Origin of the sequence: Nocardiopsis potens DSM 45234 (genome assembly GCF_000341105.1) — a bacterium.
GTDB classification, from domain to species: Bacteria; Actinomycetota; Actinomycetes; order Streptosporangiales; family Streptosporangiaceae; genus Nocardiopsis_A; species Nocardiopsis_A potens.
Genome location: NZ_ANBB01000050.1, coordinates 103,130 through 128,801, shown reverse-complemented (window position 1 = coordinate 128,801; position 25,672 = coordinate 103,130). Strand labels below are relative to the sequence as shown.

Sequence of the window (25,672 nt, the reverse complement as noted above, 5' to 3'; positions counted from 1 at the left end):
CCCTCGTCTCTGTTGCGGCGCCGCGCGGGGGGTTCCGCGCGGTCTCGGCCCGGCACCCCGCGGGGTGCGGACCGGTCCGTCCGAGCGGGCCCCGGGGTGGGGCGGACGGAACACCTGCTCTGTTCCTTCCCCCTGATCCCGCTTGGGCTCACCCGAATACCGGGGTTTCGGTCATCGTCAACCGGTTGTTCAGGAAGACACCGAAATCCGGCGTCCCTCACGCGACTTCCATTGTGACCTGAGACACACTCGTTGCGCCTCTACCACCCCCCACCCGCCCCCGGATAACTTTCGGCCATGCAGTGACCGCGGAGAGTCGCATCTTGGCCACCGGGGAGGCGGTACGACGGCCATGACCGGACCGCCGGAGGCCGCCCTGGTCGAGCGGGCGCAGGACGGCGACACCGCCGCGTTCGAGGCGCTGGTCCGCCTGCACCAGGGGGCGGTCTACCGGATCGCGCTGCGCACCCTGCTGGACGAGGGGGACGCGGCCGACGCCGCCCAGGAGGCCTTCCTCACCGCCTGGCGCAACCTGCCCGAGCTGCGCGAACCGGCCGCCTTCCCGGCCTGGCTGCACCGGATCGCCGCCCGCCGGGCGCTGAACGTGCTGCGGGCGCGCCGCCCGGAGCACCCCGGGGACGAGGAGGCCGTCGCCCTGCCGGACCCCGGTGCCGGCCCCGCGCAGCACTCGGTGACCGGCGGGCTGCGCGAGGCGCTGCTGGCGGCGCTGGCCGGCCTGCCGCCGCCGCAGCGGGCCTGCTGGGTCCTGCGGGAGCTGGAAGGATTGGGCTACCGAGAGATCGCCGAGATCACCGACAGCACCCCGACCGCCGTGCGCGGCCGCATCCACCGCGCGCGCACCCGTCTCGTGGAGGCGCTTGAACCATGGCGGTAGACCGGCCCTCCGAGCCCGAGCGGCTGCCCTGCGGGACCCCGCCCGACGAGGTCGCCGAGCACGCCCTGCGAGGGACCCCCACCGAGCACGAGCGCGGCTGCCCGCACTGCCGCGCGGTCGCCGAGTACCACAGGGTCCTGGCCCGGGCCGGCGCCGAACTCGCCGCGGAGCGCCCCGAGCCGCCGCCGGCCCTGGTGGGGTCGGTGATGCGGGCGGTCCGCTCGCAGGCCCGCCCGGACCGCCTGATCCCGGTCGCCGCCCCGGGCCCGGGCCGGACCGCCGTCCGCGAGTCCGCGGCCCGCGCCCTCCTCGTCGCCGCCTGCGACGCGGTCCCCGGCGCCGCGGTCGGCCGCTGCCGCCTCGCCGACGGCCCGGACGGCCTGGAGATCGCCCTCTCCGCCCACCTGACCGGCACGGTCCCCGCCCCCGAGCTGGCCGGACGGCTCCGCACGGCGGTCCGCACCGCCGCCCGCGAGTCCCTCGGCGCCGACCCGGCCCGGATCGACATCGTGTTCACCGACATCGACTGATCCCGCCCGGCCCTTCCTCCGATGAGGGACGGAGGGGTGGGGGGCTGGGAGGTGCCCGGACCGAGCGCGGCGCTCCACGGGGTGAAGGTTCAAGCAGGCGGCGACGGCGCAGGCAGGGACGGGGCGAAGGCGGCGGTGGGCACCGGCCGGTCGGGTGCGGCGCCCCACGGAGTGAAGGTCAAGACGGGCGGCGACGGCAGAGGTGGGGGCGGGCCGGGCGCCCCAGCCGGGTGCGGCGTCTCGCGGGGGCGAGGTTCAAGCGGGCGGCGACGGCGGCGGTGGGGACCGGCCGGTCGGTCGGGCGCGGCGCCCCGCGGAGTACAGGTTCAAGCGGGCGGCGACGGCGGCGGTAGGGCCGGGGCGGAGGCGGTCGCCCGAGTGTCGGGCCCCCCGGGGCGGGGGGTCAGGCTGGCAGCGAGGGCGGGGGGGCGTGCCGGCTGGTCGGTCGGGTGCGGCAGAGCGGGTGGGGCGGTCGGGGTGAGCCGGGGCGAGCCGGGGCGGTGGGTTCGCCGTTCCCGCGTCGCCCGGGCGCCGGGACCGGCCGTCCTTGAAACCACCTCCCCTCCCTGACCTGGGCGAACACGCACAGTGAAGGTCGGGTGGGGTGCCCTGCGCACCGCGAGAGCACCCCGGTGATTCCCGGGCGCGCATCCCGGCCCGGATCGCCTTGTTCGGGCCGGTGTTCGGGGGTTCGAGCCGCCCGGAAGGCCGGAGGGCAGGGGGCCGGAACCCGGGAAGGGGCAGCGTGGAGGGGAGATGTCGCTTTTGCTCTGCCGAGAGGGCCCACCTTGGCCACTCCGGGTAACCGAGGAGAGGGCGGTGGGGGCCTCAGGGGTTACTACTCGCTGGTAGATGTAATCGGGGTGCTCCCACGGTGCGCAGGGCGCCCCTGCCCTCGCCCGATCCCTGCCGCAAATCGGGCATAGGGGATATGGCCACCCTGGTGGGCGCGGGCCGGGCCGGTGAACGCGGCGCCCGGCCCCCTCCCGCCCTCGCCGCCCGCTTGAACCCTCGCTCTGCGGGGCGCCGCGCCGGACCGACCAGCCGGTCCCCTTCCCACCTTCGCCGCCGGCTTGGACCTTCGCTCCGTGGGGCGCTGTGCCCGACCGACCAGCCGGTGCCCCTTCCCGCCCTCGCCGCCCGCCTGAACCCCCGCCCCGTAAGGCGCCCGGCCCTGCCTGTGCCTTCGCCGCCTGCCTGAACCTGCACCCCGTGGGGCGCCGCGCCGGACCGACCGGCCGGTCCCCACCGCCGCCGTCGCCGCCTGCCTGGACCCCGCCCCGTGGGGCGCCGCGCCCGACCGACCAACCGGTCCTCCTCCCGTCCTCTCCTCTGGTGGGCGGTGTTGCAGATGTGGCAGCGGACACTGGAAACCACCCGCTCCGATAGGGCCGCAACGTCGAGATCATCGGGGAAAGGCGGGCGTCCCGGGCACCCGGCCGCGCACTCGGTGGCCGCTCAGGCGTAGTCCGGGTTCATCGCGGCGGCCATCCGCAGGTGCGGCGCGGCCTCGGCGTCCCGGCCCTGGCGGTAGAGGGTGCGGCCGAGCAGCAGCCGCGCGTAGGAGTCGCCGGGGTCCTCGTCCACCAGGGAGCGGAGCTCCCGCTCGGCCCCGTTGAGCTGGGCCGAGGCGAACCTGCAGCGGGCCGCCAGCAGCCGGACGCCCCGGTCGCCGCCGTGGCTGCGCAGCATCGGCGCCAGCATCTCCAGCGCACCGAGCGGGTCGCGACGGCCCAGCAGCGCCTCGGCCAGTCGGAACCGCTCCACCTCCGGCGGAAGCGGGGCCGGGCCGGTGCCGCCGCGCAGGAACCCGGCGATCGCCTCGGCCGGTTGCGCGCCTTCCAGGGAGCGGCCGCCGACCACCAGCGTCGGCGAGGTGGCGACCCCGCGCGCCTTGCCGTAGAGCAGCAGCTCGCGCACCTCCCGCTCGCCGCCGCCCGCGTCCAGCAGGCCCGGCCCCTCCGGGAAACCGGCCTGCTCCGCGACCCGGGCCAGCACCGCGCGGTCGCCGATGTCCTCCTCCTCGGTGAAGTGCGCCCGCATGACGCCCTCGGCCACCGCGTTCTGCACCTGCGCCCCGCGGTGCTCCCAGGCGAGGGCGAGCAGCCGGTGCGCGGGACCGCTGTCCGTCCGCCAGACCGCGCCCCACTTCGGTCCGAGCCCTTCGGCGCGGGCGATCTCGGCGACCCGCACCCGGTTCTCCTCGTGGCCGAGGCCGGGCGAGCATGCCTCCAGCGCCCCGTCGGCGATGGGCTCGCGCAGCGCCTCCTCCAGCGGCTCGGCGACGGCCGGAGCCGAAGGGTCGATCCGGTAGGGGCGCCAGAGGACTTCGACCTCGTCGCCGAGCAGCGCCGCGGCGGCCTCCACCCTCCGCTTGCCGATGTAGGCCCACGGGCAGACCACGTCCGCCCAGATCTCGATTCGCATGCCGAGAACACTAACCAACACCTGTCGTTTAAACAACAGGTGTTGATCAGCCCTGTTCTCCCCGTAGAATCACCGGCATGAACCCGGACGACCCCCGCGCTCAGCGCACCCGCGCCCGGCTCCGCGAGGCCGCGCTCACCCTGGCCGCCGACGCCGACCCCGGCACCCTCGGCGTCGCCGCGATCGCCCGCACGGCGGGCGTCAACCGCGCCACGGTCTACGCCCACTACCGCGACGCCGATGAGCTGCTCACCGACGCGATGGAGGACGCCCTCTCCCAGGCGGCCCGCGCCGCCGCCGTCTGCCCTTTGGACGCCCCGCCCGACCGCGCCCCCGCCCCCATCCGCGACCTCTTCGAGCACGTCGCGGCCAACGCCGCCCTCTACCGCAAGATGCTCGGCCCCCAGGGCAGCCCCCGCTTCGCCGCCCGCATGCGCGAACGCATGACCGAGGAACTCACCACCCGCTTCACCCGAGGCGAGCGCCCTTCCGGCCCGACCGACACCCCCGCCGACCTGCACGCGGCCTACCTGGCGGGGGCCCTGACCGGGCTGATCGCGCACTGGACGGCGAACACCCCCGCCCTTCCGGCCGGGCGGGCGGCCGACACCGCCTGGAGGTTGGTGGTCGGGGCCTCTACGGTCGGCTGAAGGGTCGGGCCCACCCCATCGACCGATTCCTCATGAACGACGACGTCACCGCCGGGATCGGGACCGTTCCCCGTCCGTCCCCGACGCCTCGAGTACACGCCGGCCCTCGGTTGCCGGCAGGATTCGGGACACCGAAGTCGCATCGACGGGAATCGCGGGGACGGCGTGGACACCGGTGTGAAGCTCGAGGACCGCTATCGGCTGGACCGACGGCTGGGACGAGGCGGGATGGGCGAGGTCTGGAAGGGGACGGACCTCGTACTGCGGAGGACCATCGCGGTCAAGGTCATCTCCACCGATAAGGCCGATCACCCGGAACTGGTCGAACGCTTCCGCACCGAGTCCCTGCTCACCGCCGGCCTGCAGCATCCGAGCATCACCGTGCTGCACGACTTCGGCGTGTACGACGGGCGCCCCTACTTCGTGATGGAGTATCTCTCCGGAGGGAACCTGGCGGACCACGTCCGTCGTCACCCCACGGGCTCACCGATCGAGCAGGTGCTGCGGATCGGCTCGGCGATCGCGGGGGCGCTGAACGCCGCACACTCGAACGGGATCGTGCACCGGGACGTGAAGCCGGCCAACGTCATGCTCACCGACGAAGGTCAGGTGAAGCTCTGCGATTTCGGCATCGCCCGACCGATCCACACCGACCTGGCGGAATGGACGGTCATCGGAACGCCTCCGTACATGGCGCCGGAGCAGTTCGCCGGCGCACCGAGCGCGCGAGCGGATCTCTACTCCCTGGGGTGCGTCCTCTACGAATCGCTGACCGGCTTCCGGCCGTTCATCGGCGACGTCGGCCATCTGAGGGAACGGCACCTGAACGAACGGCCGGATCCTCCGTCCACGCATCGCACCGGCATTCCCCGGGCGCTGGACGACCTGATCATGCGGTTGCTCCTGAAGGATCCGGACGCCCGACCCGACGCCGCGGAAACGGAACGACTCCTCCAACGGCTGACACGGCGGAGAGAACAGGCCGAACAGGAGCTCACCACCGGTTTCGCGCCCGTTCCCGGGAAGGCGTCCTCGCCAGCACCGCCCGTCGCACCGTCGACCGACGGCCCTCTCCTCTCCCGGCTCGGTTCCGGAACCCCTCACCGGGAACGGACCCGGGCGAACCGGACGATCGCCGACACCGCACAACGCGTACTCGATCGCAACGAGGTCGACGCTCGCGTGGCGACGTTCGACCGGGGCCCCTCCGTCACCCTCTACGAGATCCGCCCGGCCCCCGGAGTCCCCCGGTCCGCGGTCACCGCGCTCGCGGAGGCGTTCACCGCGTCCTTCGACGGTCTTCGGAGCACGCTGCTCCCCTCCATACCGACCGGCTCTCCGCTGCGCGACCGCGACTCCGTGGGGCTCGAGGTCGCCAACCCCGACAGAGACGTGGTGGCGCTGGGAGACGTGCTCAGGGACGCACCCGCGGCGCCCCCTCTCCGCCTTCCCGTCGGCCTCGGTCGGGGCTCCGACGGTTCCGTCCTGATCGACCTCGCGGAGGCGCCCCATCTCCTCATCGCCGGAGATCCCGGGTCGGGGATCTCCACCACGCTCCGTTCCGTCCTGGCCTCCCTCCTCCTGCACGACGACCCGTCGCTCCGGCTGCTCCTCATCGACTCCAAACGGGACTCCTTCGCCGGCCTGGACGGCCTCGCTCCCCTTCTTTCTCCGGTGACCAGGGCGCCCGGACGAGGCGTCGCCGTCCTTCAATGGGCGCACGACGAGATGGAACGGCGCTACGACGACCTGTCCGCCCGCGGTCTCCGCGAACTGGACGAGTTCAATCGTCTGGTGCGTTCCGGCGCCCTTCCGGCGCCGAACCTCTCGATCGGTGACGACGGGACCCACCCCACCGTCGTGATCGTCGTCGACGAGCTCGCGGACCTCCTCGACGACGCCCCGGAGCGCGTCGAGGGGCTCATCGACCGGATCGGGCGTCTGGCCCGACCGACCGGGATCCATCTCGTCGCGGCGACGGCCCGTGTCGAGCAGGCCGTTCTCGGCGGCAGGATCGGGAACGGCTTCCCCACCCGTCTCGCCCTGCGCACCGCCCTGCGTTCGCAGAGCGAACTGGTCGTCGACGGCCCGGGGGCGGAACGCCTCCTGGGCGAAGGGGACGGCCTCCTGCTGGGCCGCGGCCGGCGTGCACCGACCCGGGTGCAGTGCCCGCTCGTCACCCCGCAGGAGTTCGACCGGATCGTCGCGCATCGCTCGAGGCGGTGACGGAGCGGGGCCGCCCCCAGGCGGCCCCGCCGACGTCATTCCCCGTAGAACCCGATCGAGGGGGCCTCCGGCGTTCCGACGACCATCGCCCGGTCCAGGAACAGGTTGTTGTTCTCGCAGCTGGTCTCCGGCAGCAGCACACAGGCGTGGCAGGCGGCGAGGTTCAGGCCGTCCACCCCGCTCGCATGCGACTCCATGCACGTCGGGTCCTGTGAGCACCAACGGTGCCGCCCCAGGGCCCCGTGCAGGCTCGTCGTCAGACGGTCGTACCGCCCCTGCGCGACCAGGCCGCCCAGACTGCCGGCCGAGTCGCTGGTGGCGGTGTAGATGAGGATCCCCGCCATGTCGGGCCCGACGTAGAGACGCTCCCGCAGAGCCGAGGCCGGGTAGCCGGCGTCCAGGCTCCACTCGTTGAGGAGCATGTGGGAGAGGGTGTGCAGGAGGACGAAACGGGGACTCACCGGAGTTCTCGGCGTCCTCGTCTCACCGGCCTCCTCCGCACGCCTGCGCAGTACGCCCAGGTGACGCTCGCGGAGCAGATCCGCGCGCCGGCGCGGCCCCTCCCCCTTCTCCCATGTCCTCAGGGCCTCCTGGTCCAAGGTGAGGAAGACGCCCTCGCCGCTCACCTCGATGGCCGGCAGCCAGTCCATCTCCTCGCCCGAGATCGACGCCAGACGCACCGATTCCATGCCCTCGTCCGGCGCGATCACCCGGGTGAAGGACTCCAGGGCACGGACCTCCCGGAGCCGTTTGGCGAGCATGACCCCGCCGATCTTCGGGGGCCTCTGCACGCCCGGCACCTCGGGTGGGCGGACGCACTCGAACTCGTCCCCCCGCTCCACGTGGTCGGTGCCCTCGGAGAGCTGGGCGTACTCCTCCTCGCGGACCCTGCCTCCGACCTCGATCACCGATGCGTCGGCCTCTTCCGGGTCCTCCACGGAGGCGCGCTCCTCGTCTTCGATCCGTTCCCGCAGCGCCGCGAGCAGGCTCTCCGGATCGGCTCCCTCCTTCAACAGTCCCTTCTCCCGGATGGAGTCGATGGCCTCCTTCCCGCTCGGGTCGAGTTGCAACAGCCGCTTCAACATCGGGTAGTCGGCGTTCAGCCGTTTGTGCATGCTCTGCGACCACGGTGGGATCGAGAGCGCGGACCGGTACACCGGGAACCACGCTGCGGAGGCGCCTCGCTGAAGGGTCCTCGGCGTCGCCTGGCACCCCTCCTCCCGGGCGTCCCGCCCGAGCCACGGAGTCGCGCCGCTGCACCGCAGGGAGATCCGCTTCATCGCGCTCTTGCCGAAGGCCCCTTCCAGGGAGGCCTTCTTCCCGCACGAGCATTCGACGACGATCGACCGCAGCGAGGCCGTCCGCCCGGTGGTGTGCAGGCTCAGCCTGTGCCCGTCACCGCTCACCGTCTCGCCGTCGGTCTTGCGATGCACCCACTCGTAGTAGGGGAACTCGTCGAGATGCCCGTTCTCGCATGCGACCACGAACCGTGAGGGGACCAGCGTCCTTCCACAGCCGCCGCAGCGGCCGTCCCGATCCGCGCCGAACCGCCGATACTCCTGAAGACGGTGGCACTCGGGGCACGAGTGGATCTCGGGGAAGAGCCGGACCCGGACCCCGTCCCCCGCCGGCTCGTCCCAGGCCGGGGGGAGGCGGAACCCCTTCACCTTGAGCTGGTGCTGCAGTCGGGGTTCGTGGATCGCGAACTTCTCGGCGTCCACGTTCCAGTGGTCGATGCCGGTGACGATGTAGGACCTGTCCCCGATCGCGACCATCGCCCCCACCCCGTAGGTGGTGATCATCTGGCCACGCCGCACACGGCCCAACGGCTCCCTCGACACGTCGCTCGTCCGTCGGCGTCCACGCCGCTCCTCGCGCCCTCGACGGCCGCGGCCCTCTCGCATCGTCATCCTTCAGCGCTCCCGGTAGAGATCGGATTCGACGTCCACGTCGCGCAGGCTCCACAGGGTGCTGAACGCGTCCGTGAGGTCCTCGTCGGAATGCGTCCTGAGCAGGGCCGAACCGTTCTCACGGCGCCCGTGACGACGAGGAGGCGCCTCGTACAGCAGGTCTGGGTCGTCCTCGGCCATCTCCCGCCACTCGTCGAGGACGTACTGCAGGTCCTCCTCCGTCTCCTCGTACTCCCCCTCGGCGGTCCCCTTCACCCGGAGGAGGATCAGGTCGACGATCTCCTCCATCTCCTTCTCGAACTCGCCGACCCTCGCGGCGTCCGCGTTCATCCTCAGTCCCGGATGCAGCAGGCGCGCCAGTCCGACGAGAACCGCGTGCAGCCCCCGGTCGCGCGCCCGGGCCGAGAAGGGGGTGACGCTGGACGATTCGACCTGTCGGTACAACGCCGCGTGGTAGGAGGCGAAGCTCTCATGGTGCGACCGGTCCCGGGAACGCGCCGCGTTGAAGAGCACCGCCACCAGTCCCGGGTGACCACGGCCCACCCTGCTGGTCGCCTGGATGTACTCGGCGGTCGTCTGCGGCTGCCCCATGACCGCCATCAGACCCAGGCGGTCGATGTCCACGCCGACCGAGATCATGTTGGTCGCCAACAGGGTGTCGATGGCGTCGGAATCGGGGAAACGGCGGTCCAGCTGACGGAGCCGTTCCGGGATGTCGCTCGCCTTCACCCTGCTGGTCAACTCCGTGGGGATCTCCACCTCCCTCGGCTCGCTCCCGTCGCGTTCGGCGAGTTGCCGGAGCCGATCCTGCACGTCGTCGTTGACCTGGAGGTCCGCCGCCGCCAGCAGGCGCAGGCTGTTGAAATAGCCGAGCAGCGTCCAGTAGGGGTCCCGTGCCCCGTCGTCCGCCTCGATCGCTCGGGCGTGGTGCAGCAGGGCCGCGTAAACGCGCACCAGGAGCGTCGCCTGGCTGGTGTTGGGGGCCAGCAGCCCGACATACTCCCGTGAGGCCTTCTTCTCCGCCGGCGCCTCCACGGCGAACCACGAGTCCCGTGCGTCCAACCCCTGCGGCGGGAACTGGTGCACCTCCCGATCGAACAGGGCCTCGCCCTGCTCCTTCGCACGCCGAATGGTCGCGGTGGACGCGATGACCTTCGGTTTGTCCGCCGCGATGTCGACCGCGGTCTCGTACAGGCCGGTGAGACTGCCCAGCGGACCGGAGATCAGGTGCAGCTCGTCCTGCACGATGAGATCGGGGGGAGGGACCCCGTCGTCCTTGTCCCGGTTGAACAACGCGGCCACCTGCGGTCGCCAGGCGATCTGCGCGAACTTGTCCACGGTCGCGATGATCAGCGTGGGGCGGACCCGATAGATCTCATCGTCGACCACGTGCACCGGCAGTCCCCGGTGGAACTCGCAGTCCGCCGAAGGACACCGGATGCGCATCCGGGTCAGATCCGCCTCGACCTCGTAGTCGAACGCGTCCATCTCGGTTCCGCACCAAGGGCACGCGCGCAGCTGAACGGGGTCCTGCTCCTGCAGTTCCTTTCCATTGCGCTTCTCCTTCAGGCTCTGGGCCGCCCTCTTCAGCGTGTTCGGCGTGCTGGAGCCGCCGATCCACATGCCCAGGGAGACGGGCTCCTCGCCCAGTTCGGCGGGGTTCTTCGAACGGATCCGTTCCATCGCGCAGATGAGCGCGGCGGCCCGCTGGAACTGTTGCAGGGTGAGCAGGCGCAGCGTGTAGCGCATGAGCGCGGTCACGCCGCCCCCCTTCGCTCCTCTGCGCTTCCGACGCAGGAAGGCGGTGAAGGCGATCAGTCCGAGATAGGCCTCGGTCTTCCCACCGCCGGTGGGGAACCAGAGCAGGTCGGCGATCCCCCGATCCTCGTGCTCGTCATCGGCGATCCCGCGCAGGCACAGGAGCATGAAGGCGATCTGGAAGGGGCGCCAATCCTGTGAGCCCGGGTCGACCTCCCCCTGTCGGCCTCTCTTGATCCATGCCGCACGCGCCCTCTGCTCCGCCATCGCCCGGTTCGCCCGGCGGAAGGCGGTCATCACGTCGGGGTCGTCTCGGAGCAGGTCGACGCCGGCCGACATCCGATCGCAGGCCTGCAGACACGCCTTGATCCGTTCATCCGCGGCATCGCTCAGATCGGCGTTCGCCTCCAACAGGCGCGCCTCCTCGGACCGTTGCGCGATCCACTCCCGATAGGCGCGCACCAGGGCGCGCAGCCCCGCGATCACGGCTTCGTCCTGCGCCTCGGCGATACGGAGCATCCCGAGACCGGAGGCGTCGATGTGAGGGTTGGAGTCCATCAACAGCACTTCGGCGCTGGGAACGTGCGCCGTCCTGACCGCGGCGACCGCCGCGGGCTTCGCGCCGAGAAGACGCGGGTCCCCGGGCGGCGGCGCCTCCCAGTCCCAGTCGGCCGCGCAGCCGTGCCCCACGGCGAACGTCGGAACGTGCCGGTAGAGCAGGCGATTCGTCTTGACCTCTGCGTCGTCCGCCCCGACCGGGACGGTCCGCTCGACGAAGACCTCCCGGCCGTCCGGACCGATCGCCTCGATCCCGGCCTGGAAGTAGCAGTACGGGTCCGACAGCTCCCCCTTGGCGACCCGGTTGACGTTGACCAGGGTCGCGGTCACCGCGAGGGCGGTCTCTCCGCGAGCCGACGGGCGGATCAGCACCCTCAGTTCGAGGCCGGAGTCGACGACCTCGGGGGCCTTCTCCCCGGCGGTGAGATCCACTTCGAACGTCCTGGTCTCCAGCGGTCGCCTACGCCAGAACACCTGCCGCTCCGAGGTCGTACGCCATTCCGCGCGTTCGGCCCTCACCGGAACGCCGTCGGCGTCCACCGACTCGTAGACGGCCGCCGTCACGCGCAGCGTGATCGCGGAGGCCAGGAAAGGGCTCACCGCGAAGGTCATCCCCATCGCGGAGGGGGCCTTGACGTTCGCCAGTGAGACCCCGCCGTCCATGTCCTCGTCCCGCCCCGCGGCGGCGTCCTCGGCCTCGTCGTCCCGGGCGGCGATCGTCTCCTGCTCGTCCTCGTCCGACGCCCTCTGCGGGAAGAGCACGCCGACGGGGTAGGCGGTCACCGGGTCGTCGCCGATGACCTCGTTCTCGCCCCCGACCGGACCGAGCAGGTCCCGGCGCAGCCGGTCCTTCAGTTCGCCCCGGAAGGCGTAATGCTCAGCGTGCCTGGACAACGGCGGCCTCCTCTTCCATCACGTCCCTCTCCCATTCGAATCTCCCCAGGCCGATGAGGCGGGGGGCCGACCAGACCCCGTGCCCTCCCAGCCCGGCCCTGCTCCCGGCGGCCTCACTGCCGACCACGGTCTCCACCGTGTCGACCCGCACGTCGGTGATCCGCACCGGCCACCTGGGATCCCGTCCTCCGGGCCGCCCGACGAGGCGCAGGAGATCGCGCCTGAAGCGGTCGGAGACGATGCCGATCGCCCTGCCCCGGTGCATCACCCGGTAGTCCGGGCTCATGTCCGGCTCGAAGGCGACCGGGGTGTCCCGGACCAGAGCGACCTCGTCCCCCGGCCGGACCTCCCTCTCCAGGTACTCCTGGAGCGCGAGCGGATCCCCCTCGACGACCCGTGCGCCGGCCGGATGGTCGGTGTGCACGTCACGCCCGTCGATCTCCAGACCGAACCTCTGCCGGCCGCGCCGCCCCTTGGGTCCGTACCTGGCCCACCTGCCGACCGCGCGGTCCTTGAGAACGGAGGTCCACTTCTCGGTCGGGAGCCACAGCAGTTCCTCTCGAGGGCGGGTCATCGCCACGTACAACGCTCGAGCGTCCTCCGCGTGATCGCCGTCCCCCCAGGGTTCCCCCGGGTCGACCACCACGACCCGGTCGAACTCCAGTCCTTTCGCCCGGTGGAAGGAGGAGACGACCAGGTCCGCCGGCGGGGGAGCGGTCAACTCGTCGGGCAGACCACCGGCGGCGATGGCCCGGCGCAGCTCGGCGAGGTCCAAGGCCTCTCCCCCGGTGCGTGCGCGGCCGCCACGGCGCAGGAGCCGCCACAGCCGGTCGACCTCCTCCGGAGCGAGACCGGCCTCGGACACGAGTTCCTCGAACCGGTTCCGCTTCATCAAGGTCCCGCCTCCGTCCCGGAAGAGCAGGGCGATCGTCCCGGGGACCGACCTGTCCGTCGCGGCCCGCTGGAGTCGGTGTGCGACGCCGCCCTTCGCCAGTTCTCCGGACGTCGTCAGCGCCTGCCCGTTGGTCCGGCAGAGGATCGCGGTCGTGCCCGAGTGGGACCCGAGCGCGTCGAAGGCCAGCTCGTCGAGGCGGCCGAGGTCCATGGCCCGCATGCGGAGGGTGTCCCTGAGCTCCTCGAAGAGCTTCCGCCCGTCGTCGGCGCGCCCTTCGGAGAGCGCCTGCAGACGCGCCCCGTAGGGGAGGGCGACCCTCGCCTCGGGGGTGCGGGCGCGGAAGTTCTCCGTGAGGCGCGGTTCCACCAGGTCATCGCCGAACGTGTTCCTGAGCCAGGTCGAAAAGCGATCGGCCTCCCCGGCCCGTTCCCTCTCGTCGGGAACGGTGAATCCATAGATGTACTGGGCGGAGTCCCCCACGACGGTGAAGCCGCAGTCGAATTCGTCCAGCAGCACCTCGACCAGTTCACGACGCTCCCCGACGAGGTCCTGGACCTCGTCGATCACGACATGGCGCAGGTCGTGCCCGTAGAGGTCCTCGGCCGCCCCCTCCTCGATCGCCTCTCGGGCGCGGACGATGCGCTCTCGGAAGGAGCGCTTCTCCCAGTCCTCCTCCGCCTTCACCTGCCGGAGGAGGTCCAGGGCCCAGGAGTCGAAGGTCCGGGCCCGCACGAACCGTGCGGCGCTGTCGATCGCCCCGAGCCGTTCCCTGAGCTCCCGCACCGCGGCCCGGGAGAAGGTGAGGACCAGGATCTCGTCCGGGGCGAGCCTCTCCTCCTCGACCAGCAGGTCCAGCCTGCGGATCAAGGTGTGGGTCTTGCCCGCGCCCGCCCCCGCGGTGACGAGGGCGCACGCGTCGGCCGGCAGCTCGACCACGGAACGCTGTTCGGGAGTGAGCCTCTCCCCGTCCTTCTCGATGCTCATTTGCGCCCCCAGAGGTATTCGAACTCGGTGAAGGCGGGCTTCTTCCGGTAGTTCGTGATGTTGTCGTGGACGTCGAGGATCCGGCAGACCTTCTTCCCTCCGTTGAGGGGGCCGCGAAGGCCGCGTCCGATCATCTGCTGGTAGACGTTGGGGCTGTAGGTCGGACGGGCGATGACGACGGTCCTCGTCGCCGGGGCGTCGAATCCCTGGTGCAGAACCCCGTAGTTGGTGAGGACCCGCAGGGTCCCCCGCTCGAACTCCTTGATCCGCCTCCGGCGCTGTGCGTCGGGGGTGCTCGAGTCGATCGCGGCGGCCGAGATCCCGCTCCGGTTCAGCTTTCCGGCGACGACGTGGGCGTGATCGACCGAGGTGGCGAACACCAGGATCGGGCCGTCGTCAGGCAGCTCTCGGAGGGCCTGAACGATGGTGGTCGTGCGCTCCTCGTCGGTCGCGAGACGCTGCTCCACACTGCTCGGCAGCCGCGGGAGCCTCTCCAGCTGTTCCTGTTCCCTCGAGGTCAGCTCGGTCGTCGCGCCGGCCAGTTCGCGGTGCTCGATCTCGGCGAGCACCCCCAGGCGCTGCAGCGCGACGTAGGGGTCCTCCTCCCCGAAGACCTCCTTGGACAACAGGTTGTCGCCGTAGCGGTCGATCAGCCGCCGGGTCTCCTCCTCGTTGAACCCGCGGAAAGGAGTGGCGCTCAGGCCGACCAGAGGTCGAGAGGACCGTCGTGCCGTGATCCCCAGCATCTCGAGGATCTCGGTGTAGCCGGAGCCGATGGAGGTGTGCGCCTCGTCGACGATGACCAGGGCGGCGTCGCGGAGCCAGGCGTACTCGTCGGCGCCCAGGCACATCCTCAGCTTCGCATCGGTGGCGACCACGAGCTGCGGGCCGTCGGTCACCGCGGCCGCTTCGCGGGTGGACCACAGACGGCTGATGGTCAGCGGTTCCTCCGGGCCGACCTTCTCCCAGACGAACGCCCAACTCTGCACCGCCTGCTCACAGAGTTCTTCGGTCTGCGCGATCCAGAGCACCGGGCGCCCGTCCAGCCCGTCGTATTTCACCTTGCGGATGACCGCCTCCACGGCGACCCGGGTCTTGCCCGCTCCCGTCGGGAGGGAGAGCATCCCCCGGCCGCCCCGATACCGGGTCAGCAGGTCGAACATGCGGGACGCGATCTTCTCCTGGTAGTCGTGGAGCCGAGGGAACTTGCGAGGCCCCGAGACCACCAGCTTCGGCTCGAGCCTCTCCTCCTTCTCTCCCGCATAGTCCATGGGGAGCCGGATCTGGTTGACGAAGTGGATCGACGCCTGGTCCCCCTTGAAGCCTCCGACCGTCCCCTCCACGTTGGCCGCGATGGCCTTCCGGTAGTGCCACAGGACGGCCGTCCCGTGCATCTGCACGGCGACTTCGGCGACCCGGATCGGGTCGTTCTCCTCATCCGGGGTCAGAACACCCTCGGTGATGCCGGCGCGGAGGTCTTCGAGGTCGATCAGCTCGACCAGCTTCGCGGCCGCCCCGTCCGCCTCACGGGCCCTGCGCACACGCTCGTTCCGGCGGCGCTTCTCCTCCTCCTCGACCCGACGCCGGAGGATCCCCTCGCATTTGGAGCGCCCCAGTCCCAAACGCAGTTCGCGATCGACCGCGGACAGCGCCTCCAGGTCGTCCTCCGGGGCGTGCACCAGGATCGTGCGGTCCTGGTGCACCGAGTCGAGGGTCTCGGTCTGCATTCCGTGCCTGGTCCGCACCACCAGTTCGAGTTCGGAGCAGCGCACGAGCGACCATCCGTCGATCTGGGTCCTGTGGGTGAGGCGCAGGAAGGGGAACTCCTCTACGAGCGGGACCGGGTCTCCGTCGGGCACATGGCGGATCTCTTTCCGGATCGCGTCCTCCGGGCTGCGCAGGCCCCACACTTCGCGCATGTTCTCGGCCGTCTTCTCATCGGGGACCAGCAACGCCGGCTCCCCGATCCGGATCAGTTCCCGATAGCGACCGAGATCGGAGGTGACCACGATCTCCGCGTCATCGATCTCCCGACTCCACTCGGAGCCGATCCGGCAACGGGTCGGCACGCCTTCCGGGAAGTCCGCCTCCGCCTCGAAGAAGAGGGCGTAGACCTTGCCCGGGAATTCGTCGTCCTCCGAGGCCGCGGCCTCTTCGGCCAGGGTCCTCCACACTTTCGCGCCGAGCTGATCGAGCCTGCGCGGCAACCGCAGGACCTCACACAACTCCTGGGAGACGTCCGCTACGGGCAGCACGTCCTCATGGCGCCTCAGGTGCGACCCCACGCATTCCTTGAGGGAACGGATCCCCAGCGATGTGGGCAGTACGCCGTGGCGATGGGCCATCCACACCAGCGGCGAGAACACCGGACGTCGCGTCGATTCCCTCCTGCCGACCCGAATCGTCCATTCACCGACGAGCCCGCCGGCCGGGATCGCCTTGAGGAAGGCCGCCCGGCCCTCCTCGGAGAGCCGGGGAAGGAGATGGAGAGGGCCGGGCGGCGGTGCGCCTTCGAAGTGCAGCGTGCCGAACTGCGGCCTCTTCTCCTCGGCGGGAAGCGTCTTGCAGTACTTCCGCCAGACGTCCTCCTTGTACTCCTCGAACCATTTCTCGCCTTCCGGATCGCAGCGTGTGACCGGCCCGTCCAGCAGTCCGAAGTCCAGGTCCCGGAGAACCACCGCGTCGGGCGTGTGGAAGCGCATGTCCACGGCGACCTCGGCGTCACGGGAGCCGTCCTCGGGGACGATCCGTCCCGGACGCAGGCAGTCCCGCACCGCGTGATATCCGCCGTCCAACGTCCTCACGTGCACGTCGTTCACGGTGTCGACACGATGCTCCTTGAACAGGGACAGCGTCTCCGCGGGCCCCGCCTGCCGGGAGAGGCTCCAGAAGGCGTCCCAGCCCGCTTCGTCGTAACCTTCGATCCCGCGCTTGAGCACGGCCGCGAACCGGCCGGCGGCGTCGGCCTCGTACACGCCGAGCGCGTCCAACGCCCGACGCACGTGAGCGGGCGTTCCGGTCTCTCCCACGTTCTGTTCGAGAACGCGCTCATCGACATAGCGGAGGTCGTCGCCGAGCACGTCCGACCCGGATCGCCGGAACACCCCCGAGGAGGCCGCGACCAGCCCTTCCCTCTCCGTCAGCACGACCCGGGCGCCGGCGGCCTGCTCCGCGAGTCCCGGGTTCTTGGCCTTCATGTCCGCGAGGATGAGCACGGCCCGGGCGGACGCCTCCGGACTCTCGTCCTCCACCAGCGCCTCCAGCCACTCCCCTACCGTGGCGACCCGGCCGCCCGCCTGCGACACGAGGCGCTCCGCGCTCGGACGGCGGTGCGGTTTGTTCTCAAGCGAGTGGTCGCACCAGTTCCGCGGCCGGCCGGCGTGTTCGGCCCACAGGCGCAGCCAGCGGCGCTCCAGTCCCGCCGGGTGCAGCCGGACGTCCCCGGCCTTCCCGAACGCACCGTCCTGATCGGGCAGGGTGGGCCGCTCCGCGCTCGCCTCCCAGATCCCCTTGACCAGGGTGGTCGCGGCGAACTGCGGTTCTTCTCGTCCACGTGCGGGAACCGCGTCCAGGTGCGCACAACGGTCCTCGGGGCGGGAGAGCTCCGACAACGAGTCGACGACGAGCTCGGCCGCGACCCGGATCAACTCCTCGTTGAACCGGTTGGCGCTGTAGAGGTTCTGCCGGTCCTCGCTCGTCTTCCACGGAGCGTTGACGATCCCGCGGAGCGTGGTCGTGAAGTTGGTCGGGAAGTACGCCCAGAAACTCCCGTGCGCATGCGAGCGCCCCTGGGTCTCCGGGACGGCCCAGGAGACGTCGATCACGGGGCGGTCGTGCAGTTCGCCGGCGTCGGCCAGCGCCTCCGGGCTCGGGGTGTGCGGCCGCTCGAAGACGCGCCAGCTCTCTTCCGTCTCCCTGCCCGACAGGTCGCGGATCTTCAGCACCCGCCGGTCGCCCTCGATCGTCTGGGAGAGCCGGCGCCGCCTTCCCTGCCCCGCCCGCCGATCCTCCAGAGTGACCGTTCCGACGTGCGGCGAGAACAGGGGGAACTGAACCGGGAAGGCTTCGAGGTCCGCGGCCAACCGGAGCGTCTTTCCCCGCTTGAGATCGAGACGGACGACGGTGGTCGCCCATTCGAGGAGTTCCTTCAGGATCGGGTCCGCCGCGGCCTCCACGTCCCGGTCCAACGGCCTGGCGATGCGCAGCACGGGGATCTCACCGGCGTCCGGCCTGACGCCCCGGATCTGCTCCTCCGCCCACTCACGGGCGAATCCGAAGCTCTTCCCGTCTTCACGACCGAAGAATTCGGGGGTGTCCGTCACACCGAGCACCGACTTGACCCCGACGCCGAACCGCCCGATCTGCCCGCCGCGCTTCCGTGAAACGCCCATGCGCAGAATGGTGTCCACGCCTTCGACCGTCATCGGGCTTCCCTGATTCGCGCAGTACAGGCGCTCATCGGTGAGGACGACGCGGATCTCCCCGCCCACCTCGTTCTGCAGCTCGTCGGCACCGTTCTGGACCAGCTCGTATATCTGCCGGTCCCCGTAACCGCCCTGCTGGATCCGACGCTCCCCGTTGGCGTGCTCCTGAATGAGCCCGGGGTCGATCCGATACGTCTCGAGGACACGCTCTCGCTGCTCTTCGACCAACGAAAGGACGGAGCCCTCACCAAAGGAAGAAGCCATTTCGAACCCTTCTCGACACGAAAAAAGCCACCACGGAAAACGGCGTCTCCGAGGCGCCCTACGTCGAGAACGCCACCCGCCCACGGGTCGACGCTCACGACGGAAGGACACGACGGTCGCCGAGCGAATCGAGGAGAGCAACGGAAACGACAGGAGGAACCAGTGAACGGTTTCACCTTATCCCGTCACCCGGAGCGGGGAGCCCAAGAATTTCACCTCGAAACCTTTTCTGCAACCCCCGCGAGGAAAAAGACCTGCACTTCGCCTCACCCCTTGCCGTTCAACGGAGACCCACCTGCAGAACGACTCCTGAGACATGGTCGGACCCCACCACGGACCCCGCCCGCTCCTCGCACTCCACCGCTCCACACGAGCTGGCGTCAACTTTTATTTGACACCACACCCCCTTGTCAAACACACTGGTCCCGCTGCTCGGTCGAGCCGAGACCGAGATGACCGCGTGAGGGCGAGGAACGGTGTGACGGCAGAAGACTTCGGCGTATGGCTGGGACGCCAGCTCCGCAGGGCCGGCTTGAGCCAGGCGGAACTGGCCTCGGAGCTCTCGGTGACCCGAGCGGCGGTGTCCGCCTGGGTCACCGGACGAGCCGAGCCCCGCCGGGACAAGATCGAGGCGATCGAACGGCTCTTCGGGTTGGACACCGGATCGTCCGCGAGCCGGACCGAGATCCCCGACAATTTCGAGACGGTCCACTGGTACCACCGCCCGGGCCACGCCGATGGGGGGCGGGAGTACGGGGACACCGCCGCCTTCGCCTTCGACGGCGACCCGGCGGTGTTGACCCGCGAGGCGACCCAGAACAGCCTCGACGAACGCCTGAGCTCCGACCGCCCGGTGCACGTCCGTTACGTGCTGGAGGAACTCGAGGGCGAACACCTGTGGGACTTTCTCGAGGCCCTGCGCTGGCACGACCTGGAGGAGCACTTCCAGGCCGCGATCGAAGGGGCGCAGAAGGTCGGCCGTGTCCTGCGCAGCGGCCTGGACGAGCTCCGGGAGACGAACGCCCTCACCCTGCTCCGCATCGAGGACTACAACGCCTCCGGCCTGACCGGGGACGAGTACGAGGACGGGAAGTTCGCCGCGGTCCTCCGCCGCCAGTTGGACAGCCGGAAGTCCGCGACCGCCGGTGGATCCTACGGCCTCGGCAAGGCCACCCTCTGGTCCACCAGCAGGTTCGGCCTGGTGCTGGTCAACAGTTCCCTGTCCGAGCCTTACGAGGGACACCGCCGCAATCGCCTGATGGGCCGCTTGAACCTGCCCTGGCACAGCGTGAACGGAAGGTCCTACGCAGGTCCGGCCTGGCTGGGGCGTGAGGACCCGAACCGGGACGGGGCGGCCCGCTCCTGGTGGGGAGACGACGAGACCGTCACGCGGCTCCGCCTGTCCCGTGAGGGGAGCGCCCCGGGCACCTCCTTCCTCATCGTGGGGGCGCACGACGCCACCGGCAACGCGGGCTCCCTCGAGGAGTTCAAACGATCGCTGGTGAGCGGACTGGCGCACAGCTTCTGGCCGTCGATGGTCTCCGGAGACTCCCCCGGCGAGCACCCCCCGTTGGAGGCGACCGTCGCGATCCGACGCAACGGCGACGTCCTCTCCGAGGAGCGGGTGAACCCCTACGAGTACGAACCCGCACGCTCCCGGGCCATCAACGCCTTCCTGAACGGCACCACCGTCACCGAGAAGACGAACGCCGAGGACGTGATCGCCACCGAGGTCCCGCTCACCGTACCGGCGCTGCGCGGCGACAAGGCGTCCGTCTCGATCACCCACAAGGCCGTGCTCCTGGTGACCTCCTCCTCTCCCGACGCCGAACGGCCCAACCACGTCGTGTGGATGCGCGGCAACCGCATGGTCCTCACGGATCGGCGCTTCTACGACGTACCGCTCGGCACCGAGCCGTTCGAGGCGATCCTCCTCGCGGGCCTCGCGACACAGGGCCCGACCGAGGAGACCGAGCCCGCGGAGAGGTTCCTGCGCAGCGCCGAACCCCCGGAGCACAACGACTGGCGACCGACCGACGACCTGACCGCCACCTATGTCCGTGGCGCGGCCACCCGGATCAAGGAGTTCCGGAAGGCGGTCAACGACCGGCTGCGGGAGGTCCTCCGTCCCGTCGTCGCCACGGCCGAGGAGACCCCCAAGGTCCTCAAGGACATGCTGAACCTCGACCCGCCGCCGCCACCGCGCAGTCCGGGTCATCCGACGGTCCAGGACATCGACGGGGAGGTCGGGGCGGACGGCTCCTGGCGCCTGCGCGTCGAGGTCAGGTTCCCCGAACGCAAGGATCCGTGGGAGTTCCGCCCCGTCCTCAGATTCGTCACCCGCTCCGGCCCTCACCCGAGGGTCGCCTGGGCCGACCTGACCCCCGTCCGAGGCTGCGTCCTCGCCGAGGGCGATCTGCACCGCCTGGAATCCGACCCGGGGGCGCGCCATGCGACGTTCGAGGGCGTGAGCGACGTGAACGACCACCCCGTCGCAGCGGACATGGCCATGGTCGAGGTCGATCTGGAACGAGGAAGAGGGGAGGAGCGATGAGGCGTCTGGTCCCTTACCCCGTCCTGGCCGGCGAGATCGCTCTGGACATCACGGAGGTACGGCTCGACGGCGTCCCGCTCGACTACAGGATGGTGGCCCCGTCGAAGCGCACCGTCGCCCTCCACCGGGCGGAACGCGAGAAGTGGGGGGAGGCCCGTCTCTCCGTGCGCCTTCGGACTCCGGTCGAGGAGCTTCGGAACGGCGACTGGCGGGAGGTGCTTCCGCAGGTCATCGCGTTCGAGCGCCGTACGAACACGCGCGACGTCGTCGTCTTGAAGGAACGGGACGGTGATTCCTGGGTCGGGGAGATCACCGTCTTCGCCGACCGTCACTTGGGGCGCGTGCAGATCGGCGGACAGATCACCGCGACCGTCGGGGGCGTTCCGGGACGCATCATCGGGGGGGTCGATGCTCCGTGGACGGTCGATCTCCAGGCCACGACGCCGACCCGGGAGAACTCGATCAAGGTGACCTGGGCCGACTTCTCCGACGAGGCCAACCCCCACCTGCACGACTATCGCCAGGACCCCTGGTACGTCGAGACCACCGGCCAGGAACCGTTGATCTACCTCAACCGCAAGGTCGAAGGGCTGGAGGAGATCCTGAAGCACGCACGCGCCCCCGAACGCGAGGTGCGTGAGGCAATCGCGTCGGAGATCGCCAAGGACGCCTGGGTCACCCTGTTCAACGACGCCCTCTTCGCCGCCGAGATCGATGAGGACGAGCGCGCCGAATGGCCGGGCGGCTGGCGAGAAGGGGTGTTGAAGAAGCTCCTTCCGGGAGCCTTCCCCGACCTCTCCCCCCGGGAGGCCCTTCAGGAGGCCGTCGCACGGTGCCGTTCCGGTGAGGGCGGCGGTGATCTACAGAACCGGATCCGCCGCTCCGCCGCGTTGCAGGCCCGGCAGTATCGCAACATCGGCGCCCTGATCCGTTCCACCCGCCGCGCCTCCGAGGAGACCCGTTGAGCACGACTCCGAAACGCTTCGCCCTCCTCCCCGACGAGATCGCGGTGAAGCACCTCACCTCCGGGATCCTCCGAGGTGACGAGCGTCCTCCGGCCGCCGCCCTCGACCAGGCCTCGAAGGAGCTTCCGGATGAGGCCCGCTGGGAGACGGAACGGGTCCGTGACCTGCTGAACGAGGCCATGGCCCGCTTCGAGGAGGACGCCGCCACCGCCGCGGACGCCTGGTTGGCCCCGCGCCTTCACTCCACCCTGCGCATCACCCGCCGCGAGGCCGCCGAAAGCGGTCTGTGGAATCACCTCGCCCTCCGTGTCGCCCCCGACTACGTCCGCCGACGGCATCTCGCGAAACCGACCGAGAAGAAACCTGTACCGACCATCAACGCGAAACGTTTCTGCGGACCGTTCCACACCCAGGCGTTCGCCCGCCTGTGGTGGGCGGCGGAACTCTTCCGGGACGGTTTCGACTACCGACCGGTGGTGACGGCCTGTAAGGACCAGGACGTGTTGAACTCGATCCTCCGATTCGAGACCGTCCTTCATCGGCCGACCGCACAGGCGATCATCTCGCTGATCTCGAAGGGCGCGGTCCAGGGTGGACGCGAGATCAACGCCCTCGGGAAGGCGGTGAACAGCGCCGGCAGCACGATCGCGTTCGAGGCGATCGCCCCCGACTCCTCTCCCGACCCCGCTCCTTACCACGACTGGATCGCGGCCGGCGACGAGGATTTCACCCCCTACGACCGCCTCCCGGACGGCCCCGACGACGGACGCACCTACCCGGATTCGGTCGCCGCCCTGGCATCACTCTTCGAGCGACTGTTCGCCGAGGCCCCGGTCCGAGGACGTGAGAAGGACAAGGAGAAGGAGGACGAGGAGGGAGAAGGCGGCTCTACGACCGCTTGACCTCTCTCAGGTACTCGTACACCTGTTTCGCGATCGCGCGCGAGAGGTCCACCGGGACCGCGTTGCCGATCTGTCGGGCGATCTGGGTCTTGCTTCCGCACCACAGGAAATCCCGGGGGAAGCCCTGGATCAGCGCGGCTTCGAGGTGGGTGATGGGGCGGTGCGCCCAGGGGTGCAGATAGCGCCCCTTCTCCGGCTTGTAGAACTCGGTCCGGATGGTGACCGACGGCCGGTCGAGGTGCATCCGCCCCATGACGTCACCCGAGCCGTTCCGGTGATTCAGCCAGCTTTTCGTGGAAATGCGGTCCGGGATGTCCCACCGATTGCCCCCAGGAGGGATGCTCTCATATCTCTCAAGAGAAAGATCGGTGGGATTGCGCCCAATGTGGAGCTGATCGGTCCGGAAAGCCCCGGGGAACATTTTTCCAGAGAACTCCACCTTCCCCATCGGCAGCTCAGTGGATGGCGTCTCTTCGGGAACCAGAGGGTTCGGATTTCCCGGGCGTCCGAATACTTCGCTCGCCGGATTCCAGGGGAGCAAGCCCGTCTCTTCTTCCCAGAGGGTTCCGTCCGTGTCGGCCGGTTCAATATGGGTCGGTGTAGGGTGTGCCATCGGTCGCCGCGTGGGATGGGCCTTGATGATGTCCTTATGCGTCGCGATCACGATGGTTCTCTTCCGCGTCTGCGGGGATCCGTAATCGGCCGCGACCAGGTGGCCTCCGCTGATCTCATACTCCGCCAGCGGGCCGCCGTCCAGCGCCTTCAGCAGTGCGGCATATTCCACTGACTTGAAGAAGCGGTCCACGTTCTCGATGACGAAGATCTCAGGGCTGAGTTTCTCGACCACTCGGACGTACTCTTGCCAGAGCTTGTTCCGCGGGTCTTCGGGGTTCTCCTTGCCCAGCCCGGAGAACCCCTGGCAGGGTGGGCCGCCGAGAATCACCTGAACATCGGCGTTGACGTCACCCGGATTCCAATCCTTGATGTTGCCGGCGAAGATCTTCTCTATCCCACCGGCCTCTTTCGCGAAATTCTGCGCATAAGTGGCGGCCGCCGCCTTGTCCCACTCGACGGCGCCGACGGTCCGGAACGGTGACTCCGAGGCACCGTCCGGTACGAATTCGTGAAACCCCTGGGTGAAGCCGCCGCAGCCGGCGAAGAGGTCGACGATGTTGATGGGATCGATGGAAGCGGCGGACATGGCGTCATCCTAACGGGGCTCTCCACCCCCTTCCGCTTCACGACCCGTGATCTCTACCTGATCGCGACCCTGGTTCCTCGCCTCTCCCCCGCCTCAGGAGTGCCGATCCGTCTCCGGTTTCTCCAGGGCGATGGCGATCCGCTCTCCCAACGCGCATGCCAGCGGGGGCGGCAGCGCGTGTCCCACCTGCCTGTACCCCGACGTCTTGCCGCCCTCGAGGCGCCAGTCCTGCGGAAACCCCTGCAGCACCTTGACCTGATCGGTGGTCAGCTTGGGCAGCGCCTTCCTGGCCTGGGCGTCTCCCGGGTCCTCCGGTCGGACCATGACGAAGTCCGGCCCCGGCGGCTCGTCGCCGATGCTCCCACCGTTCACGCCGAGACGCGCCCACTTCCTCTTGCTGCCGCTCGGGCCGAGGTCGGCTCCCCCTCGCCCCGTCGCCCCTCCGACGATGGTGGGGGCGACCTCGTTCGCACCCGCCGCCCATTCGTCGGCCTGCGGCCATCCCCGACTCGCCATGGAGGGGTACAGCACATCTCCGAGGACCGGGGCGTCCGACCCGGGCTCGGGCCAGGAGAACCTCTCCATGCCGTCGTCCTTGAGCGCCACCAGGACGCCGTGCTCACGGCACTGCGGGACGCCGAAGTACCGAGCGTCCAGCACCCGCCATGAACACCGGTATCCGGCCCTCTCCAGCTCCTCCTCGGTGAAGGCTCTGACCTCGGCGAACGCCTCTTCTCTGACCAGGTGCGGAACGTTCTCCATGAGGAGCGCGCGCGGGGACACCTCCAAGGCCAACCACACGACGGCCTTCCAGGTGTCCCGGTCCTCGCTCTCCGGGCGGTTCCTCTTACCGGCGCGAGAGAACCTCATCCGAGGAGGCCCCGCCGCCAAAAGGTCCACGTCCAACACCTGAGGGTGGTCGCTCCCGACGAACTCCAGAAGATCCGTACGGCGGACGTCCCAGTTCGGGCGATTCACCTGCAGCGTGGCGCAGGCATGGGCGTCGTCGTCGATGAGCATCACCGGATCGAAGCCGGCCCGTTCCAAACCGAGCGCCTGTCCTCCCGCTCCCGCGTACACATCCAGACTTCTGAACCGCACCGAGGTCGACTCCTCTTCCACGAACCGCGCCCCTGCTTCCCGTTCCCGGAAACCGATCGTATGCTCCCCGGTGCGCCCTCTTAGTACGGTGTGCTCATGAGCGCTCCCCGGCCGACCAGTGCCTCCAGTCCCGGTGTACGGAAGAGCATGCAGTCCAACAAGGGGAGGGACACCAAACCCGAACTGGCCCTCCGCCGGGCGGTGCACGCTCTGGGGCTGCGCTATCGCGTGTCCATCCGTCCGGAACCGGCCATCAGAAGAACGGCGGACATGGTGTTCACCCGTGTCAAGGTCGCCGTTTTCCTCGACGGTTGCTTCTGGCACGGTTGCCCCGAACACCATACGAAATCGGCGACCAACGCCGGTTACTGGGCCGAAAAGGTGAGGCGCAACCGAGAACGGGACGAGGAGACCAACCGGCTACTGACGGAACAGGGTTGGCAGGTCGTCCGCGTGTGGGAACACGAGGATCCGACCATCGCCGCCGAACACGTCGCCGACCTCGTCAGGAGCAGGCGGAACCGATAGAGCGCC

At 69.9% G+C, this 25,672-nt stretch carries 15 protein-coding genes; 8 read left to right on the top strand and 7 right to left on the bottom strand.

The annotated features are described in order from the left end of the window. Nucleotides 1-352 precede the first annotated feature (352 nt). The gene (locus D459_RS0121130) at nucleotides 353-895 is read left to right on the top strand and encodes an RNA polymerase sigma factor (protein ID WP_017595001.1); all 543 of its coding nucleotides are present in this window, start codon (nucleotides 353-355) and stop codon (nucleotides 893-895) included. Beyond that, nucleotides 886-1,425 carry a hypothetical protein gene (locus tag D459_RS0121125; RefSeq protein WP_017595000.1) on the top strand — a complete coding sequence of 180 codons (540 nt, stop codon included), beginning with the start codon at nucleotides 886-888 and terminating at the stop codon, nucleotides 1,423-1,425. The genes D459_RS0121130 and D459_RS0121125 overlap by 10 nt, the downstream gene beginning before the upstream one ends. Nucleotides 1,426-2,883: 1,458 nt before the next feature. On the opposite strand, the gene D459_RS0121120 is transcribed toward D459_RS0121125, so the two are convergent. Next, a complete protein-coding gene (locus D459_RS0121120; protein WP_017594999.1) occupies nucleotides 2,884-3,852 on the bottom strand; it encodes a DsbA family oxidoreductase in 969 nt (322 codons plus the stop codon). Between the two features lie 77 nt (nucleotides 3,853-3,929). Here D459_RS0121120 and D459_RS0121115 point away from each other — a divergent pair, with 77 nt between their 5' ends. Both D459_RS0121115 and D459_RS33810 read left to right on the top strand, forming a co-directional pair. Further along, a complete protein-coding gene (locus D459_RS0121115; RefSeq protein WP_017594998.1) occupies nucleotides 3,930-4,502 on the top strand; it encodes a TetR/AcrR family transcriptional regulator in 573 nt (190 codons plus the stop codon). Nucleotides 4,503-4,679: 177 nt separating this feature from the next. Further along, nucleotides 4,680-6,728, top strand: coding sequence for a DNA translocase FtsK (locus D459_RS33810; protein WP_152523066.1), 2,049 nt, complete (start codon nucleotides 4,680-4,682; stop codon nucleotides 6,726-6,728). Between the two features lie 35 nt (nucleotides 6,729-6,763). On the opposite strand, the gene drmB is transcribed toward D459_RS33810, so the two are convergent. From drmB to D459_RS0121090, 4 genes are all read right to left on the bottom strand, one after another. Then, on the bottom strand, nucleotides 6,764-8,545 hold the full coding sequence (drmB, locus tag D459_RS0121105; protein ID WP_394296699.1) for a DrmB family protein: 1,782 nt from the start codon (nucleotides 8,543-8,545) through the stop codon (nucleotides 6,764-6,766). Nucleotides 8,546-8,641: 96 nt separating this feature from the next. Then, nucleotides 8,642-11,848, bottom strand: coding sequence for a helicase-related protein (locus D459_RS0121100; protein WP_017594996.1), 3,207 nt, complete (start codon nucleotides 11,846-11,848; stop codon nucleotides 8,642-8,644). Continuing rightward, on the bottom strand, nucleotides 11,832-13,727 hold the full coding sequence (locus tag D459_RS0121095; RefSeq protein WP_017594995.1) for a UvrD-helicase domain-containing protein: 1,896 nt from the start codon (nucleotides 13,725-13,727) through the stop codon (nucleotides 11,832-11,834). Before D459_RS0121095 ends, D459_RS0121100 begins: the two co-directional genes overlap by 17 nt. Beyond that, nucleotides 13,724-18,415 (bottom strand): DEAD/DEAH box helicase, encoded by a 4,692-nt coding sequence (locus D459_RS0121090; protein WP_017594994.1) that lies wholly within the window; start codon nucleotides 18,413-18,415, stop codon nucleotides 13,724-13,726. Before D459_RS0121090 ends, D459_RS0121095 begins: the two co-directional genes overlap by 4 nt. Nucleotides 18,416-18,893: 478 nt before the next feature. Here D459_RS0121090 and D459_RS0121085 point away from each other — a divergent pair, with 478 nt between their 5' ends. From D459_RS0121085 to D459_RS0121075, 3 genes are read left to right on the top strand one after another with little or no spacing between them, the layout of a single operon-like run. Beyond that, complete coding sequence (locus D459_RS0121085) at nucleotides 18,894-20,969, top strand: helix-turn-helix domain-containing protein (protein ID WP_040710683.1); 2,076 nt, start codon at nucleotides 18,894-18,896, stop codon at nucleotides 20,967-20,969. Continuing rightward, the gene (locus D459_RS0121080; RefSeq protein ID WP_017594992.1) at nucleotides 20,966-21,934 is read left to right on the top strand and encodes a hypothetical protein; all 969 of its coding nucleotides are present in this window, start codon (nucleotides 20,966-20,968) and stop codon (nucleotides 21,932-21,934) included. Before D459_RS0121085 ends, D459_RS0121080 begins: the two co-directional genes overlap by 4 nt. Then, complete coding sequence (locus D459_RS0121075) at nucleotides 21,931-22,836, top strand: DUF6339 family protein (protein ID WP_017594991.1); 906 nt, start codon at nucleotides 21,931-21,933, stop codon at nucleotides 22,834-22,836. Before D459_RS0121080 ends, D459_RS0121075 begins: the two co-directional genes overlap by 4 nt. Here the strand turns inward: D459_RS0121075 and D459_RS0121070 are convergent. Further along, on the bottom strand, nucleotides 22,823-24,037 hold the full coding sequence (locus D459_RS0121070; RefSeq protein WP_017594990.1) for a DNA cytosine methyltransferase: 1,215 nt from the start codon (nucleotides 24,035-24,037) through the stop codon (nucleotides 22,823-22,825). The two genes, D459_RS0121075 and D459_RS0121070, sit on opposite strands and share 14 nt — an antisense overlap. Before the next feature lie 93 nt (nucleotides 24,038-24,130). Further along, nucleotides 24,131-25,138 carry a DNA cytosine methyltransferase gene (locus D459_RS0121065; RefSeq protein WP_026120613.1) on the bottom strand — a complete coding sequence of 336 codons (1,008 nt, stop codon included), beginning with the start codon at nucleotides 25,136-25,138 and terminating at the stop codon, nucleotides 24,131-24,133. Nucleotides 25,139-25,285: 147 nt separating this feature from the next. Here D459_RS0121065 and D459_RS0121060 point away from each other — a divergent pair, with 147 nt between their 5' ends. Further along, entirely contained in the window at nucleotides 25,286-25,666 is a 381-nt protein-coding gene (locus D459_RS0121060; RefSeq protein WP_017594988.1) for a very short patch repair endonuclease, read from the top strand. The last annotated feature ends 6 nt before the right edge of the window (nucleotides 25,667-25,672 follow it).